The organism is Gordonia alkanivorans (assembly GCF_004011905.1).
In the GTDB taxonomy this organism is placed as follows: Bacteria; Actinomycetota; Actinomycetes; order Mycobacteriales; family Mycobacteriaceae; genus Gordonia; species Gordonia alkanivorans.
This window is the reverse complement of sequence record NZ_CP027114.1, coordinates 1,804,246-1,820,724: the sequence shown is the minus strand read 5'-3', so window position 1 is coordinate 1,820,724 and position 16,479 is coordinate 1,804,246. Positions and strand designations below refer to the sequence as shown.

16 protein-coding genes are annotated in these 16,479 nt (G+C 66.2%); 4 read left to right on the top strand and 12 right to left on the bottom strand.

What is annotated here, in order from left to right:
- Nucleotides 1-3: 3 nt before the first annotated feature.
- A complete protein-coding gene (locus C5O27_RS08350) occupies nucleotides 4-807 on the bottom strand; it encodes a winged helix-turn-helix domain-containing protein (RefSeq protein ID WP_006358666.1) in 804 nt (267 codons plus the stop codon).
- A 207-nt stretch (nucleotides 808-1,014) separates the two neighbouring features.
- Between C5O27_RS08350 and C5O27_RS08345 the strand changes: the two genes are divergently transcribed.
- The 4 genes from C5O27_RS08345 to C5O27_RS08330 all read left to right on the top strand — a co-directional run bounded on the left by C5O27_RS08345 (nucleotide 1,015) and on the right by C5O27_RS08330 (nucleotide 4,445).
- Nucleotides 1,015-1,872, top strand: coding sequence for an LmeA family phospholipid-binding protein (locus C5O27_RS08345; protein ID WP_006358667.1), 858 nt, complete (start codon nucleotides 1,015-1,017; stop codon nucleotides 1,870-1,872).
- A gap of 412 nt (nucleotides 1,873-2,284) precedes the next feature.
- Nucleotides 2,285-3,124: a sulfurtransferase gene (locus tag C5O27_RS08340; RefSeq protein ID WP_006358669.1), complete on the top strand. Its 840-nt coding sequence runs from the start codon at nucleotides 2,285-2,287 to the stop codon at nucleotides 3,122-3,124.
- Between the two features lie 5 nt (nucleotides 3,125-3,129).
- Nucleotides 3,130-3,435: a DUF1416 domain-containing protein gene (locus tag C5O27_RS08335; protein ID WP_006358670.1), complete on the top strand. Its 306-nt coding sequence runs from the start codon at nucleotides 3,130-3,132 to the stop codon at nucleotides 3,433-3,435.
- A gap of 281 nt (nucleotides 3,436-3,716) precedes the next feature.
- Complete coding sequence (locus tag C5O27_RS08330; protein ID WP_127962453.1) at nucleotides 3,717-4,445, top strand: heme-binding beta-barrel domain-containing protein; 729 nt, start codon at nucleotides 3,717-3,719, stop codon at nucleotides 4,443-4,445.
- 41 nt (nucleotides 4,446-4,486) lie between these two features.
- On the opposite strand, the gene C5O27_RS08325 is transcribed toward C5O27_RS08330, so the two are convergent.
- The 11 genes from C5O27_RS08325 to C5O27_RS08275 all read right to left on the bottom strand — a co-directional run bounded on the left by C5O27_RS08325 (nucleotide 4,487) and on the right by C5O27_RS08275 (nucleotide 16,451).
- The gene (locus C5O27_RS08325) at nucleotides 4,487-5,410 is read right to left on the bottom strand and encodes a hypothetical protein (RefSeq protein ID WP_127962452.1); all 924 of its coding nucleotides are present in this window, start codon (nucleotides 5,408-5,410) and stop codon (nucleotides 4,487-4,489) included.
- A gap of 393 nt (nucleotides 5,411-5,803) precedes the next feature.
- Entirely contained in the window at nucleotides 5,804-6,466 is a 663-nt protein-coding gene (locus C5O27_RS08320) for a hypothetical protein (protein WP_127962451.1), read from the bottom strand.
- The gene (locus tag C5O27_RS08315) at nucleotides 6,466-7,392 is read right to left on the bottom strand and encodes a hypothetical protein (protein WP_127963796.1); all 927 of its coding nucleotides are present in this window, start codon (nucleotides 7,390-7,392) and stop codon (nucleotides 6,466-6,468) included. Before C5O27_RS08315 ends, C5O27_RS08320 begins: the two co-directional genes overlap by 1 nt.
- Nucleotides 7,389-8,828, bottom strand: coding sequence for an MCE family protein (locus tag C5O27_RS08310; RefSeq protein WP_127962450.1), 1,440 nt, complete (start codon nucleotides 8,826-8,828; stop codon nucleotides 7,389-7,391). The genes C5O27_RS08315 and C5O27_RS08310 overlap by 4 nt, the downstream gene beginning before the upstream one ends.
- Nucleotides 8,828-10,123, bottom strand: coding sequence for an MCE family protein (locus C5O27_RS08305; protein ID WP_074853969.1), 1,296 nt, complete (start codon nucleotides 10,121-10,123; stop codon nucleotides 8,828-8,830). The genes C5O27_RS08310 and C5O27_RS08305 overlap by 1 nt, the downstream gene beginning before the upstream one ends.
- Nucleotides 10,120-11,379 carry an MCE family protein gene (locus C5O27_RS08300; RefSeq protein WP_074853968.1) on the bottom strand — a complete coding sequence of 420 codons (1,260 nt, stop codon included), beginning with the start codon at nucleotides 11,377-11,379 and terminating at the stop codon, nucleotides 10,120-10,122. Before C5O27_RS08300 ends, C5O27_RS08305 begins: the two co-directional genes overlap by 4 nt.
- 2 nt (nucleotides 11,380-11,381) lie before the next feature.
- Entirely contained in the window at nucleotides 11,382-12,605 is a 1,224-nt protein-coding gene (locus tag C5O27_RS08295) for an MCE family protein (protein ID WP_127962449.1), read from the bottom strand.
- Nucleotides 12,602-13,660, bottom strand: a complete 1,059-nt coding sequence (locus tag C5O27_RS08290; protein WP_127962448.1) for an MCE family protein — start codon at nucleotides 13,658-13,660, stop codon at nucleotides 12,602-12,604. Before C5O27_RS08290 ends, C5O27_RS08295 begins: the two co-directional genes overlap by 4 nt.
- Nucleotides 13,653-14,774: an MCE family protein gene (locus C5O27_RS08285; RefSeq protein ID WP_127963795.1), complete on the bottom strand. Its 1,122-nt coding sequence runs from the start codon at nucleotides 14,772-14,774 to the stop codon at nucleotides 13,653-13,655. The genes C5O27_RS08290 and C5O27_RS08285 overlap by 8 nt, the downstream gene beginning before the upstream one ends.
- Nucleotides 14,775-14,831: 57 nt before the next feature.
- A complete protein-coding gene (locus C5O27_RS08280; protein ID WP_004022039.1) occupies nucleotides 14,832-15,683 on the bottom strand; it encodes an MlaE family ABC transporter permease in 852 nt (283 codons plus the stop codon).
- Nucleotides 15,684-15,686: 3 nt separating this feature from the next.
- A complete protein-coding gene (locus tag C5O27_RS08275; protein WP_005201556.1) occupies nucleotides 15,687-16,451 on the bottom strand; it encodes an MlaE family ABC transporter permease in 765 nt (254 codons plus the stop codon).
- Between the last annotated feature and the right edge of the window lie 28 nt (nucleotides 16,452-16,479).

The window sequence follows — 16,479 nt, the reverse complement described above, 5'->3', positions numbered from 1 at the left end:
TCGTCAGTTTCCGGCGCTGGCACTGAACTCCTCGTCGAAGGGATCGGGTCCGTCGAGATCGTGGTCGAAGTCGGCCGAGTCGACATCCGCCGCAACACCTTCCGCCGTGTCCGCGATCTCGGCAGCCGATGCCCGGCCGCGCGTCGGCCGCACCGCCTTGTATCCGACGTTGCGAACCGTACCGATGAGCGACTCGTGTTCGCTGCCGAGCTTGGCACGCAGACGACGCACGTGCACGTCGACCGTGCGTGTGCCACCGAAGAAGTCGTACCCCCACACCTCCTGGAGCAGCTGGGCGCGCGTGAACACGCGACCCGCGTTCTGCGCCAGGTACTTCAGGAGTTCGAACTCCTTGTAAGTGAGGTCGAGGGGACGTCCACGCAGTCGCGCGGTGTACGTCCCCTCATCGATGACCAGCTCCCCCAGCGTGACCTTGCCCGACGTCTCCTCTGCCGCCACGCCACGGGTGCGTGCCACCAGCAGACGCAATCGCGCGTCGAGTTCCGCCGGCCCCGTACCCGGCAGCAGGAACTCGTCGATGCCCCAGTCCGCATTGACCGCGACCAGCCCACCCTCGGTCAGTACAGCCGCCACCGGCACCGACGAACCGGTGCTACCCAACAGTCGGCACAGTCCCCGCGCCGCAGCGAGGTCTGCGCGCGCATCGACCAATGCCACATCCGCGTTGCCCGCCTCCATGAGGGAGGACACCTCCGTCGGAGCGACACGCACGTTGTGGGCGAGCAGCGACAGCGACGGCAGGACCGACTCCGGATTGGGGTCGGCCGTCAACAACAAGAGATCCACCTAGAACTCCGATCTCGTTCGTCCCGTCCCGGACCTTCCGATCTGCTCACCACGCTGTGAACGACTACGCACACGTCACCGAGGATTGTTTACGCTGCCTTACCAACGTGTGCGAGATAGATGACAGAATAGCGCCACCGCCGCACTTCGCTGTTAACAAGCCGGCCGGGGCAACGCTGCAGATGACGGGGAGGGTGGTCGTCCGATATGCCGGGCATGCGGAAGATCCTCGTCGTGGCGGTGACCGTGGCGGTCGTCGCCGCAGCGGCCGCGCTTCTCGTCGACGTCGGCGCGGCAATCCGCGGCGAACACCGACTGTCCCGGGCCCTCGCCGAATCCCCCCGCGTCCCATTCGATCCCGAGGTCACGCTCGCCGGGTTCCCCTTTCTCACGCAGGCCGCGAACGGTGAGTACTCGGGAGCGACGATCTCCGCGCGCGGTGTCGAAATGCCCGGTTGCGAGCCCGCGCGTGGCGTCTGCCGAGGCGAACTCGGCGCCACCCTGGGGCGTTTTCAGGGCGCGGATCGGGGCGATTTCACCGGGAGTGATGTTCTGCACACCGCGTCGATCTCGGCGTACACCCGCCTCGACGCGGTCACCCTCGCCCGTTATCTCCGGATCACCGACCTGACCGTGAGCACGCCCGCCCCCGACGGCAGAGCCGGCGGCGGTGGCCCCCAGGACGGTGTCGTCTCACGTTCGGAGGGAGTCGTCTTCACCGGAACGGTGGCACTGCCGCCCGAGGACGGCCTCGACGCCGACGATCCGCCGTCGGCGTCGGCGTACACCGGTCCGAAGGTCCGGGTCAGCGTCGCGGTCGACCTCTCGGTGACCTACGGCGCATTGGAGATCCGGGCGACAGACTTCTACACCGGACCCGAACGCCACCTGGATGCCGAAGTCCCCGAGGACATGCGCGCCGCCGTACTCGACCGATTCAGCATGGTCCTCCCCCGACTCCCGATGGCCTGGGGTCTCGTCGCGCAGCGCGCGGAGAGTTTCGGCGGTGACGTCCAGCTGGTCTCCGAGTCGGGGGGCACCGACGTGCGCCCGGACCGGTTCTGAGACCACCCTCGGGGCCCAGTCGCACGACGCCGACATCCGAGGCTTTGTGCGCAGGTCAGAGCGCAATCCGCCCGGGGTTTCGGAACTTGATCGGCACTGTTGTACCCTCGTGGGCATGCAACAGCGCCGTGAGTGCCTGCTCACACGTCGCCGGGCGATCGACTTCTGTCGTGTCGCCGATTGTTGCTGTCGCACGCACCGCTGACGGTGTGCCATGACGAGCGCTGCCCCGCAGCCGCGCCGTGCGCACCGCCGATGACGACGGGGTGCGATTCTTCCGAGGCCTGAGTGTCTTCTCGTTGCGCCTCCTCGTTCATCACAGATCAGAGCCGCGGGCGCCGTCCGCGCCTCGCCGCTATTCCGCACCATCCGATCCATCCATCACCAGTTATTCATCCGAAAGGAACCAGACATGGCACGTTCCGACGTCCTGGTCAGCGCCGAGTGGGCTGAGCAGAACCTCAACGCCGACAACACGGTCTTCGTCGAGGTCGACGAAGACACCTCGGCTTACGATGGCGGCCACATCCCGGGCGCGATCAAGCTCGACTGGAAGCAGGATCTGCAGGACGGCGTCCGTCGCGACTTCGTCGACGCCGACCGCTTCTCCAAGCTGCTGTCCGAGCGTGGCGTCGCCAACGACGACACCGTGATCCTCTACGGCGGCAACAACAACTGGTTCGCGGCCTACGCCTACTGGTACTTCAAGCTGTACGGCCACAACGACGTCAAGCTGATCGACGGCGGCCGCAAGAAGTGGGAGCTCGACGGCCGTCCGCTGTCCTCGGATGCGGTCACCCGTCCGGCCACCGAGTACAAGGCCTCCTCGCCCGACCTGAGCATCCGCGCGTTCCGCGACGAGGTCATCGACGCCATCGGCACCAAGAACCTGGTCGACGTGCGCAGCCCTGACGAGTTCTCCGGCAAGATCCTCGCGCCGGCGCACCTCCCGCAGGAGCAGGCGCAGCAGCGTGGCCACGTCCCCGGCGCCATCAACATCCCGTGGTCGACCACCGCGAACGAGGACGGCACCTTCAAGTCCGACGAGGAGCTCACCGCTCTGTACGCGGACAAGGGATTCGACGACAGCCGCGAGACCATCGCGTACTGCCGCATCGGCGAGCGCTCGAGCCACACCTGGTTCGTGCTGACCGAGCTGCTCGGCAAGAAGAACGTCAAGAACTACGACGGAAGCTGGGTCGAGTACGGCTCGCTGGTCGGCGCCCCGATCGAACTCGGAGAAGGAAAGTAACAACTATGTGTGCTGCACCCAAGCAGGGACAGAAGCTGCCTGCGGGCGTCGACGTGGAGAAGGAGACCGTCCTCACCGGACAGGTCACCGACGGCTCGGGCAACCCGGTTGCCGGCGCCTTCGTGCGTCTGCTCGATTCGACCGGTGAATTCACCGCCGAGGTCGTCGCCTCGCCCACCGGTGACTTCCGGTTCTTCGCCGCTCCCGGAACCTGGACGGTTCGCGCCCTGTCTTCCGTGGGCAACGGCGATGCGTCGATCAGCCCCGAGGGTCCCGGCATCCACGAGCAGGACATCATCGTCTCCAAGTGATGCAATCCTGATCGTGGGCGTCTGACACCCCACGACGAACCCGGTCACCGCATTGCGGTGACCGGGTTCGTCGTTTCCGAGGGTTGGAAGGGGTGGGTGTCCACCCCTTCCGTCCCCTGAGGAGCGAAGCGTTTCGAAGGGTGACCCCCTGAACTTCCCGGACATCCCCGGGTTAGAATTTGCGTCGTGGTCCTCTTCTTCGAAATCCTGCTGATCCTGGCCGCCGTGCTGATCACCTGGTTTGGTGTCTACACCCTCTACCGCCTGGTCACCGACGAGTCGTGACGTCCCATCCGGGAGCCGGTGACGCCGGCAACGAGCCAGTCGGCGCCGCCTCCTCCGGGGACGGTGTGCCTTCTGGCGACGGTGTCGTCGCCGACGGTGGCGCCCATCGCTCAGGCGACGAGGCGATCAACCAGGCCGAGGCACGCGCCGTCGAGTCCGGTAGCCGTGAGCGCAACATCCCTACGTGGGACGACCTCCCGCTGCCCGCGGACACCGCGAACCTCCGTCTCGGCGCCGACCTCCATCCCGGCCTGCTGGCACTGCTGCCGCTGGTCGGTGTATGGCGCGGCGAGGGCGAAGGCCACGACGTCGACGCCGACACCGACTACCACTTCGCGCAGCAGATCGTCGTCTCGCACGACGGCCAGAACTTCCTCACCTGGGAGTCCCGCTCGTGGGTCATCGACGACGACGCCGCCTTCGTGCGGCCCGACCTTCGCGAATCGGGTTTCTGGCGCATCGGTGAGGACGACACCATCGAGTTGCTCCTCGCCCACGCCGAAGGGTCGGTCGAACTCTTCTACGGCACGCCTCTCAATCAGACCTCGTGGGAACTTGCGACCGACGTCGTCATCAAGTCCCAGTCCGGACGTCGCGCCGGCGGTGCCAAGCGGCTCTACGGTCTGGTTCCCGACGGCGACCTCGCCTACGTCGAGGAACGGGTCGACGCCGACGGCGACCTCTTCCCCCGACTCTCGGCCAAGCTCCGACGCCACGTCGGCTGAACCGCGCCGCCCGCCTCCTCGACTCCGCTCTCGCGGACCGCTCAGCGGTGCCCCCGGCCGCAACCGCGTCGGCGATCCGAGAACGCCAGGTACAGATTGCGCTTCGGCAGTGCGCTGTAGACCAGCGAACCGAGCATGATCACGACCGATCCGTACGCCGTGGCAGCGCCGGGGCGACCCGCCCAACCGGGATGCACCGTCCCCGACGCCGACACGTACGGGCCGCGTCCGGGTGAGCCGGCTTGTCTAAGGCCCATCACCGAGAACACGTCGCTGCGCGCGGTGTGCGGAGAGATCGGGAAGTCGACCCGCTCGTGCGGACCGCATTCGACGACGCTGTACTCCGACCCGGCCCGATGAACCACCGCGATCCAGGTGTCGCCGGCGTTGCGGACCGTGAAAGTCGTTCCTCCGGAACGGTATTGGTAAGAGATTCGATCTTCCGCCGGGTCCCGTAGGCGACAGCCGGCGAGTCCGCCCACCCAGTCCGTGCTCCACGGGGTCAGGTAGCGCTGAGCGAGGAACTCCCGCTCGGTCGGGATCGGGATGGTCACCGGCATCGGGCGCCCCTGCTGAACCCACACCCCGCCGTAGACCACCGGACGGCCATCGGGGAGCCGGGGCGCCTGCAGGTACGTGAACGAATCCTCGTCGGGCAGGATGATCACCTCGCCGGGTCCGAGGCGGCGGAGCTCGACGCGGCCGTCGACGAAGAAGATCAGGGCGGCCGCAGAACCGACACCCCGGTTGTGGATGGACACGTGCTCGTCGTCCGCGTGGAAGAGTCCGGCCTCGTGGGGATCGGCGAAGGCGAAGCGGGGCGGCGTCGTGGTACCGAAGTCGGGATCGCCAGGCCCCCAGTACAGATCGTCCCACCGGCCGTCGTTCACCGCGGTGTCGTCGACGACAGAACCGCCGAGACCAGGATCGATCGACTGTTCGCGGACTGCGTTCGTGGCGACCATCGTTCTCTCCCTCGGGCGGGTGTTCCCTGTCGCAGGTATTCGTGACAGTTACATCGCTGGACTGCCCCAGTTCATAACGCCCGCGCCCTGAACTCGCGAGTAGTCCACTACCCGAACGACGATCTCCGGACATGGAACGGCCCCCGCATCGCTCATACGAGCCTCGTGCAGACCGGACCGGGTCGGGATGCGGGGGCCGGGTGACCACCTGGTATTCGTCTGCGCTGACGAGGTGGGAATTCCACCTCGTGCGACACGAATGCCACACGGTCAGCTGCTAACGGATGGTCACCTCACATGTCCGATGAGAAATCACTATCAGACCACCTCCTTCCCTGTGTACCCGCGAAAGTACGCCCGATTCCGGCGTCCCGCAACGGGATTTCGAGAGGGTCAGGGCACGGGTACCGCGGGTGCGCCCGACCCCGGGGCCGGAGCGGCCGGCGGTGCCGACGGCGCCTGGGAGGAGGCAGACGACTGCCCGGGCAACGGCTTGGCGTCCGGCGGCAGGGACTCGACGACCTCGAGCTTGGAGCGGAAGGTGTCGTCGGTGATGACCTCGATGTTGTTGATCATCCAGCGGTCGCCCTGGAGTTCCATGTTGAAGGTCAGCCGCGACGGGTTGATGCTGACGAGATCCTTCTGACCGCGGGTGACCGACTGGTTCATGAAGATCAGCACCTTCGAGGTGTCGGCGGTGTTGGTGACCACGCCGGCGTCCTGGATGGTCACCTCGGACACCACCTGCTGCTTGCGGACCTCGGCGGCGAGGTTGTTCTCGGTGATCAGCTTGGTGTACTCGGGCTTGGCCGGGCCGGTGAGCACGCTCATCGACTGATCGATGTGGTCGCTGACGTTCTCGGCGTTGTACCCGAACATGGTGTTCGCGTAGTCGCGTGCGGCGGCGAGCGACGACTCGCGCGCATCCTCCACCGATCGGCCTTCGGTGTATCGGTAGCCGAGGAAGGCGGTGGCCACGAGAGCCGCCACGACGAGAACTGCGAGCACGATCAGTCCGAGGCGACCCTTGTCGGGCCCGGGCTTCTTGTCGGCCATCACGCCACCCACTCGAAGTCGGTCATCTTCAGCTCACCGTTGATGCGGGTCATGTCGACGCGCCAGCGGAACACCTTGTCCTGGGCGGGGGTCTGGCCGTCCAGCGATTGCTGATGCCAGCCGAACACCATGATCACCGAACCCTCGTCGGGCTCGGACCTGGTGACCGCCGAACTGAGGATGATCGACTTGGTCTCGAGCTTCCCGTCGCGGACGAGCGAGGCCACCTGCTGGATGTTGTTCTGGACTTCCTGCTTGACCTTGCCGGAGGTGTCGTCCTGTACCGATTGCAGTGTCTGGTCGACGGTGTCGGGGTTCATGCTCGTCAGGTTGATCAGCACCTGCGAGGCGAACGCGGAGTACTCGGCCCGCAGGTCGTTCTGCTGGTCCTGGCGGGCGATGCCGAGCGCGAACACCACCGATGCCACCGCGCAGACGACGATGAGCACGATCCCGACGACGACTCCGACCACAGTCCGCGACGACCGCCGGCCCGATCCGCGGTAGCGAACCCTGCCTCTGCCCGCCTTCTGCGGGGTCTTCGACGCCAGACGTGTGCGACGCCGCTCGCGGTAGCTGACCGTCTTCTCGACCTCCGACGGATCGGGGGCGATCCCCTCCCCCGCGTCCGGCTTGGCGAGCGACACCGCGCCGGTCGCGGTCTCCTCGTCCCGGTCGGCAGGTGTCGCCACGTCATCCCGGGCAGCCGCGTCCTGGGTCGCCGCATCGTCGACGGCCGTCTCGGCCACCGGCGATGTTGCGGACTGGTCGGCCGGCTTCTTTCCCCCCGAGCGGCCGCGGCGGATGGGTGCCGATCGGACCGGCCGCTTCGTCGTCCGACGGTCGGTCGAGCCGGTGCGGTTCGGTGTCGTGCCGGTCGTGCGCTTGGTGACCGGGGTGGTTGTGCCGGTGCCCTCAGGCGTCACGGACTGACCGTCCCGCTGATCATCGTCTGCCATGTACTGCTCTGCCCCTGCCCTTCACGCCCCGTGCCGGCGTTGTACGTCTTGCCGTCGGGTCCGATGAAGTTGCCCGACTCCGGATCGTATGTCGTGGCGTACACCGCGGGCTCCGCCTCGAAGTCCTTCGGTGTGCCCGGTGTCACGGTACCGGAGGACGCGGGTTCCCATTTGAGCCCGTACGGCAGGCCGCTCTGGAAGGGATCCACCGAGCCGGGGTTCGGCTTGTAGCCCGTGCGGCACTCGGCCGGCGTCGGCGCACGACGACCGGGGAACTCCGCACACGGGTAGTTGCGGGCGCCGCGCACGGCGATGTTGGAGTTCTGCGGAACCCGGCACAGCATTCCCGGCGGCAGCTCGCGAGCGTTCTGCGCCGATGCCCATCGCCACTCCTCCTTGGGCAGGAAGCCGATGTTGCACCCCGGCCGGTCCTGGAAGCTCAGGGAGAAGTTCACGTTCGGCCCGAAGTTGTTGGTGCCGGTGTTCAGGGCGGTGATCAACGAGTTGATCAGGCGCGGGTAGAGCACCAGGATCTGCTTCCAGTTCGGCAGGTACACCGCCTGGGTCTCGGCGATCGTGCCCAGGTTCGACACCAGCAGCGGATAGGAACCGCCCAGCGATTCGAACAGGTCCTGCGCCTTCGACGTCGTCGACGGTCCCTTGCGGAGGATGTCGCCGATCTCGGGGCGGTCGGCCCGGAGCTGATCGGTGAACGCGGTGACGTCGCGGGTCCACGCCCGGATGTCGTCGGCCGTGCGGGACTGCGTCGCCAGCAACGGTGCACCCTGCTCGACCAGTTGGATGGTCGTGTCGGTGTTCTTGTTGGCCTCGCCGATGAAAAGCGTCATCGAGTCGAGGAGGCGCTGCAGCGACTCACCGGTGCCGTTGAAGGCGACGAAGGCCTCGTCGACGAGCGAGCGGAGTTTGGTGTCGCCGATCTCCTTCAGGAGCGCATCGGCCTGGTCCAGCATCGTCGAGATCTCCACGGGCACTTCGGAGACGGTGACCTCGGAGTCGTTGTGCAGGTATCCGGTGGGAGCGTCGGCCGGCGGGTCCGGGTTCGGGGTGAACTCGACGAACTGCTCGCCGATCGCGGAGACGCTGCGTACCGATGCCTTGGCCGATGCCGGGATGTCGGTGCCGGAGTCGATGACGAGCGTGGCCTGCACGCCGTCGTCGGTGAGCTTCACCGAGTCGACCTTGCCCACGTAGACGCCGCGGTAGCTGACGTTGGCGTTCTGGTACAGCCCGCCGCTGGTCTCCATGTTCAGCTGCACGCGATAACTGCCGACGCCGAACATCGACGGGATGCGGATGTAGAACAGCGCCATCACGACCATCGCGACCACGGTGACGATCGAGAAGATGATCAGCTGCATCCGGACGAATCTGGTGATCCTCATCAGCGGCCGCCCTTCTGATCGGCGGGCACCGTCGGCGGGGCGGTGGGCGAAGGCACCTGCACCGGCGGGATGAGGTTCGCCGGAACCGGTTCCGCGGTGTCCGGGAGCTTTTCCCCGCCGGGGATCAGCGGCGCGGTGAACGGATTGAGTCCGCGGGCGGCCGCACCGGCCGGCCTACCGAAGACGCCTTCGGGTCCGGTGACGCCGAGGCTGGCGAACATGGTCTCGCTCAGGCGGTCCACCGTGAGATCGAGTACGAGGTCGGAGTTCACGAAGTCGCCCTTGACGATCGTCCGGATGGTCGGCTCGTAGAACGGGAAGGTCAGCAGGATGTTCAGCGACTGCGTCATCGCCGGTCCCGAGGCCTGCAGCTGGTCGAGGGCGGGTTCGATACCCTCGACGATCGTGACGAGGTCCTCGGTGTTGGCGTCGAGGATGTCGTTGGCGGTCTTCGACAGCTTCGACACCGAGGCGAGGGTGTCGAGGAACTGCTGACGCTGGTCGACGAGCAGTTGCAGGATCTGCGGGCTGGCGTCGAGTGCGCGTTCGATTGTGTCCTTCTGCTCGTTCATCGTGCGGGACAACCGATCGAGTCCTTCGGTGGCGCGGATGATGTTGTCCTTCTGCGCATCCAGATCCGCGACGAGGGTGTTCAGTCGCGGGATGAGCTTCTTGATCTGGTCCTCGCGTCCGCCGAACACCTCGCTCATCTCGTGCACGATGTCGCCGACCTGCGACAGTCCGCCGCCATTGAGGACCACCGACAGCGAGCTGAGTACCTGTTCGGTGCTGGGGTAGGTGCAGGCCGCAACCTGTTGTGCGGCGTTGATGTCGGGCACCGCCGGCACCTTCGGATCGGTGACGATGTTGGACTGTTCGGGGCACTTGGTCAGCGGGATCTCGTCGCCCTCTTCTAGGCGTCCGCCCTCCGGTTCGGCGGGCTGGACGATCTCGAGGTGCGTCGACCCCAGCACGCTGGTCATCCCGACCATCACATGCGATCCGCGCGGGATGATGACGCCCTCGTTGAGGCGGATCGTCACGAGTGCGTTCCAGTCCTGGACCTCGATGTCGCCGACGCTGCCGACGGTCGAGTCGTCGATGAGGACCGGTGCGTTGTTGACAAGGCCTGCGGCCGACGGGATGAGCGCGGTGATCTGGTACGACCCGCTGCCGGTTCCGGCCGCACCGGGGACGGGCAGCGAATTCGGTCCGTCGAAGGAACATCCGGCGAGCAGCGTCGTGAGCGCCACCGCGCCCGCCGCGAGTCCGCCCCGCAGGCGGGACGACATCATCGGTCACCCCCGAACGGCACCAGCAGGTTTCCGAGCGGAGAGCCGGCGTTGTCCCGCCGGGTCTCGTTGTCGATGCGACGCACACCGGCCTGGGCGCGGGCCTTCACGTCCGCGTTCTGGTACTGCAGCTGGCTCGGCAACGCATTCGCTCCCTGCACCGGGTTGGCGAGGAACGGCGGGTAATTCATCGAGATCGACGACAGCACCGGCGCGAGGATCTCCACACACTTGTCGATGTCCACTTTGGACGTCCCCGGCCGGTTGGTGGCATCCATCGAGCCGCAGAGCAGCGTGATCAGGTTGGTGCCGTTCGCGAGGCCGAAGACACCCGACAGGGAACCGGAGAGCGGGTTGTAGATGTTGTAGAAGTTCGCGAGCTGGTTGGGTGCGGAGTGCAGCACACCCTCGACCTGCTCGTTCTTGTCGGCGACGATCTTGGTCGTCGACGCCAGACGCTCCACCGACGACGACAGCGAATCCTTGTTGGTGTCGATGAAGACCTGTACGTCGGTCATGGCCGAGTCCAGACCCTTGAGCGCCTCGTCGAGTTCGGTCGTGTTGTCGGCGAGAACCGAACTGACCGAAGCGATCCGGCCGTTGAACTGCACGAGCTGCTCGTGACTGCCCGCGAGGGCATCGGTCAGTTTCTGCAGGTTCTGGATGGTCGAGAACAGATCTCCGCGTCCGGCCGCGAGGGTGCCGATCACATCGGACACCTCACGGATCGACTTGTTGATCGCGGCACCGTTGCCCGCGAGGTTCTCGTCGAAGACGTTGACCGCCTTGGCCGCCGAGCCCTGATCCGGTCCCTCCGGACCGATTGCCTCGGTCAGCTTGGTGAGCTGGGCCTTGATGTCGTCCCATTCCATCGGGACGGCGGTGCGATCCATCGGGATGTCGTGGCCGTCGGGCATGGTCGGTCCGCCCGAGTAGACCGGGGTCAGCTGGACGAACCGCCCCGACACCAGGCTCTGCGCGACGATGACCGCTTTCGCGTCCTGGGGGATGTCGATGCTCTTGTCCACGCGCAGTTCGACTTTGACGTCGTTCTCGCGCGGCGTGATCTTCGAGACGCTGCCGACGTTGACGCCCAGCACCCGCACCGGGTCGCCCTCGTAGAGGCTGGCGACCGAGCCGAAGTAGGCGGTGAAGGTGTTGGTCGTGGACTTCAGGAAGACCGTCCACCCGACGACGACCAGGGCGATGGCGAGCACGACGGCGAGCACGCCGAGCAGGACTTTGCGTCCGATGGTCATGGTCACCGTCCTCCTCTCGTGGTCGGTACCGGCTTGGGATAGGTCGGGGACGGCAGCGGACCGCGCGGGGTGTCGGTGTTGTCCGGCGGGCCCAGCTTGTAGTTGTCCGGGATCAGCGGGAAAGCAGAGTACATCAGCGACTGCCAGACCTGCGGGTACCGGCCGCGCAGCGCGTTCAGGAAGATGGCGGTGTAGTCGCCGAAGGTGTTCAGGCCGACCAGGGAATCGAAGTGGGGACCGGATGCGACGGCTTCACCGAGGGTGTTGGCGAACGGACCCAACCGGTCGATCGTCTCCTTCAGGTTCTTCTCGTTGTCGGTGAGGATGTTCGCCACGCGATCGAACTTCTCGAGCACCGGTGTCAGCTGGGCGTTGTTCTCGGCGATGAAGCCGCGCAGCTGCGTGGTGACGTCGCCGATCCCCTTGATCAGCTGGTCGAGCGCATACCGGCGCATCTCGATCTCGCCGACGAGTGCGTTGGCGTCGATGAGCAGTCGGTTGATCTGGTCGTTGCGGTCCCCGACGATCTTGCTGACCTGGTTGGCCTTGGCGAGCAGGGCCCGGAGTTCGTCGTCGCGGTCGGCGACGGCCTTCGACAGTCGGGCGACGCCGTCGACCGCGCCCTGCACCTGATCCGGGGTCTCGGAGAAGGTGACCGTGAGGGTGTTCAGCGCGGTGTTGAGCTGGTCGGTGTCGGTTCCGGAGATCGTGTCGGTGGCACCTTCGAGCGCGTCCTGCAGCGAGTACGGCGCGATGGTGTTGCCCAGCGTGATCGATCCGCCCGGTTTGATGCGTTCGCCGCCGTGCGGGATGACCGTCAGGTTGCGGCGGCCCAGCACGGTCTCGGTGCGGATGGCGGCCTGTGTCTCGTCGCCCATCTCGATGGTGTCGTCCATCCGGAAGGACACCTTCACCTTGGTGCCCTGGTCGGTGCCGGCGAGTTCGATGCCCTCGACCGTCCCCACCTGCACACCGGAGACCGACACGATGTCGCCCTTGGCCAACCCGCCGGCGTCGTCGAAGTACGCGCTGTAGGTGCTGATGGGCGCCAGGTAGGGCAGCTTGTCCATCTGCATCGCGGTGATGACCACCAAGGCGATGACGACGATGCCGATGACACCGACCTGGGCGCGGGTGCGTCCGCCGTGCTTCTCCTCGCGCGCGATGTCGGCCTGGTCCGATTCTGTTCTGCGGCTGGAGAACATGCCGCCGAAGGGAAGACTCATGAGCCGTCACACCTTCCGCCCGCACGGGTGGTGTCACCCATCACGTTGTTCGAGGTGTAGATGATCGTCTGCCCACCGGGTGCGGGGAGCAGGAGACGCAGGCGGCAGAAGTAGATCTGCAGCCACGCACCATAGGAACCGAGGTTCGACAAGGTCTTGTAGTCCTCCGGCAGACGACTCAGCAGGTTGCGGATGAACGGCTCGGCCGCCAGCAACTCCTCCGACACGCGGCCGGTGTTGGCGACCATCGACTGCAATGTCGGACGGGTCGTCGAGAGCAGATCCGAGAGACCGTTGGTGACCCGCGACGTCTGCGTGAGAGCGTTGCCGATCGTGCCCTTCTGCTCGGCGAGGCCGGTCACCAACTGCTGCAGCAGGTCGAGGCTGGTGTCGAGTCCCGCACGGTCGCCGTCGATCGTCGCGAGCGTGGTGTTCAGGTTGTCGATGACGTCGCCGATCAGCTGATCGCGGTCGGCGAGGGCATCGGTGAACGACGCGGTGTTGGACAGCAGGGTGTTCAGCGCTCCGCCCTGTCCCTGGAACACCGCGATCAGCGAGCTGGTGAGCGCGTTGACCTCGTCGGCGTTGAGGGTGCGGAACAGCGGCTTGAAACCACCGACGAGCTTGTCGAGGTCGAGAGCCGGCTCGGTCTGGGTGACCGGGATCTGCGCGCCGTCGCCGAGGAAGGTCGAGGTGTCGCCGGTCCCCTGCTGCAGTTCGAGATAGCGGTCGCCGGTGAGGTTCTCGTATCGGATCAGTGCCCGAGCGGATTTCGGAAGCGGGTACTGCTCGTCGACGGAGAAGGTGATCACGGCCTCGTTGGCCCGGTTCAACTCCACGTCGCCGACGGCGCCGACCTCGACGCCGGCGATCTTGACCTTGCTGCCCGACTTCATCGCCGACGCACTGGTGAAGACCGCGGAGAACTCGTTCGACGCCCCGGACCGGTAGCGGCTGAAGACCACGACCAGCGCGACGAACACCAGGATCATCACCACGGTGAACGCGCCCAGCTTGATGAGGGTCGCGCGGAATGCGCGTGCGCGGTTATCCACGGGGCGGCTCCCCGAACAGGATCTGGAACAGCTTCTTCGAGTTCACCTTCGGCTTGGTCCTGGGTTGGTAGGGCTGAGGTGCGTTGTCGCCCACGTAGAACGGGGCGTGTTCGGTGGTTCCCGGATCGGAAAGGCCACCCGCACAGGTGGGCGGTCCCTCGACCCCGACCTTGGGCAGGTCGTACGGGTAGGCGTAGGGGTCCTTGCCCGGCAGCAGGCCGGCGTCGAGCATCAGCATGCCGTTGCGTCCACCCATGAACGGTTTGGCCACCTCGCCGGCGATGGCCCCCGCGGTGAGGAAGCACTTGATTCCCGGCGCGTTGTAACCGAGCAGCGCGGCGATGGGGTTGAGATCCGACAGCGCGCCGATGAGTGTCTTCTTGGTCGGTGCGATGACACCGTCGATGGTGTTGGCCATCCCGGTCGCGTTGATCAGCAGCGCGTCGAGGTTGGAGGTGTTGTCCACCAGCGTGTTCCCGATGGCGGTGAAGTTGTCGACGGTGCGCATCAGGTCGGGCATCGCATCCGCGTAGACGTTGGTGACAGTGGCGCCCTCGCGGAACAACCGGTTCAGCGCCGGCAGGTGCGGATTGGTCTTGCCCAGCAGCGTCGTCAGCTGCTCGAGGGCCACACCGATGTCCTCACCCTGACCCGACAGCGCGGTGTCGACTGCGCCGAGCGTCGCGTTGAGCTTCTCCGGCTGCAGGTCGGCGAGCACCGAGACGAGTTGCTGGAAGACGGTGTTGAGTTCGACGACCACGCGGTCGGCCGGGATCTCCGCACCCGCTTTGAGCTCGCCCTCGGCTTCACCGGGTACGAAGAAGTTGACGGCCTTGGCCCCGAAGATGGTGTTGGACTTGATATCGGCGACCACGTTGCCCGGGATCTTCGACATCGAATCGTCCGCGATGTCGAGGGTGAGGATCGCGTTGCCGCCCTGTTCCTCGATCTTGCCGACGCGTCCGACCTCGACCCCGCGCAGCTTGACCTTGGCGTCGGGGTTCATCACCAGACCGGCGCGCGGGGCGACCAGCGTGACCTGCTGGGTGCCCTTGAACGCGCCGAGGAACGATGCGCTGGCGCCGATGATCAGGAACAGCAGCGTCGCGACCATGGCGACTGCCGCCAGGCGACGGGTGATCCGTGTGCGTTCTTGTTTTCTGCTCATGGTTCAGCCCGCCAGGTTGAACTTGCCGTCCGCGCCGTAGATGGCGAGGGAGGTGAGCAGGGTGATGACGACGACCACGACCAGCGAGGCACGCACCGCGTTGCCGACCGCGACGCCGACGCCGACGGGACCGCCGGAGGCGTTGTAGCCGTAGTAGGTGTGGATGAGCATGACCGCCACCGCCATACAGATCGCCTGCACGAAAGACCAGAGGATGTCCGACGGGATCAGGAAGGTGTCGAAGTAGTGGTCGTACACGCCCGGTGACTGTCCGTAGAGGAAGACCGTGGCCGAGCGGCTCGCGAGGAACGAGGCGAGCGAGGCCAGCGCGTAGAGCGGGATGATCGCGATCAGGCCGGCGATGATGCGGGTGCTGACCAGATATGGGATCGAGGAGATGGCCATCGTTTCGAGGGCGTCGATCTCCTCCGATACCCGCATGGCGCCGAGCTGCGCGGTGGCGCCCGCGCCGATGGTCGCGGCGAGAGCGATGCCGGAGATCACCGGCACCGCGATGCGCACATTGATGAAGGCCGAGAAGAAGCCGGTGAGCGCTTCGACACCGATGTTGGCGAGCGAGCTGTAGCCCTGGACGGCGATGGTGCCGCCGGTGAACAGCGTCAGGAAGCCGACGACCACGACGGTGCCGCCGATCATCGCGAGCGCACCGGTGCCCATGGAGATCTCGGCGATGAGCCGCAGGGTCTCCTTCTTGTAGTGCTTGATCGCCCGGGGGATCGACACGACACTGTCCCAGTAGAACAGTGCCTGATCGCCGATCTGGTCCCAGTCCTCGCCGGCTCGTTTCACCGCGACGCGCGCGGTCCGGAAGCGTGTTGTGAAAGGAAGTACCATCGCTCAGCCCGCCGTCGCTTTGAGTCCGACCGCGGTGACCACGACGTTGACGACGAACAGCGCCATGAACGAGTACACGACGGTCTCGTTGACGGCATCGCCGACACCCTTCGCGCCTCCCTTGACGTTGAGCCCTTGGTAACACCCAACCATGCCGGCGAAGAGGCCGAACAAGGCGGCCTTGACCATGGAGATCATCAACTCGCCGAAGCCGGTGAGCAGCGTCAGGTTGGCCACGAAGGCGCCCGGGTTCACGTCCTGCAGATAGACCGAGAAGATGAAGCCGCCACCGATACCGATGGTGCAGACCAGGCTGTTCAGCAGCAGCGCGACGCAGGTCGACGCCACGATGCGCGGCACGACGAGCCGGTGGATCGGGTTGATGCCGAGCACCTTCATCGCGTCGATCTCTTCGCGGATGGTGCGGGCGCCGAGGTCGGCGCAGATCGCGGTGGCACCCGCTCCCGCCACGATCAGCACCGTCACGATCGGGCCGATCTGGGTGATGGTGCCCAGGGCCGCGCCGGCGCCGGACAGATCCTGCGCGCCGATCTCGCGCAGCAGGATGTTCAGCGTGAAGCTGACGAGCACCGTGAACGGGATGGCGACGAGCAGCGTCGGCACCATCGAGACACGGGCGATCGCCCACGATTGTTCTACTGTTTCCCGCCACTGGAACGGACGATGGAACAACTCACGCGCCGATTCGACGCCGAGCGCCACGAAGTCGCCGATCCCCCCGAGGGGCGTGGCCAGTTTACTCAGCACCAGCGGACCCCCTTCACCCCTCGAACCA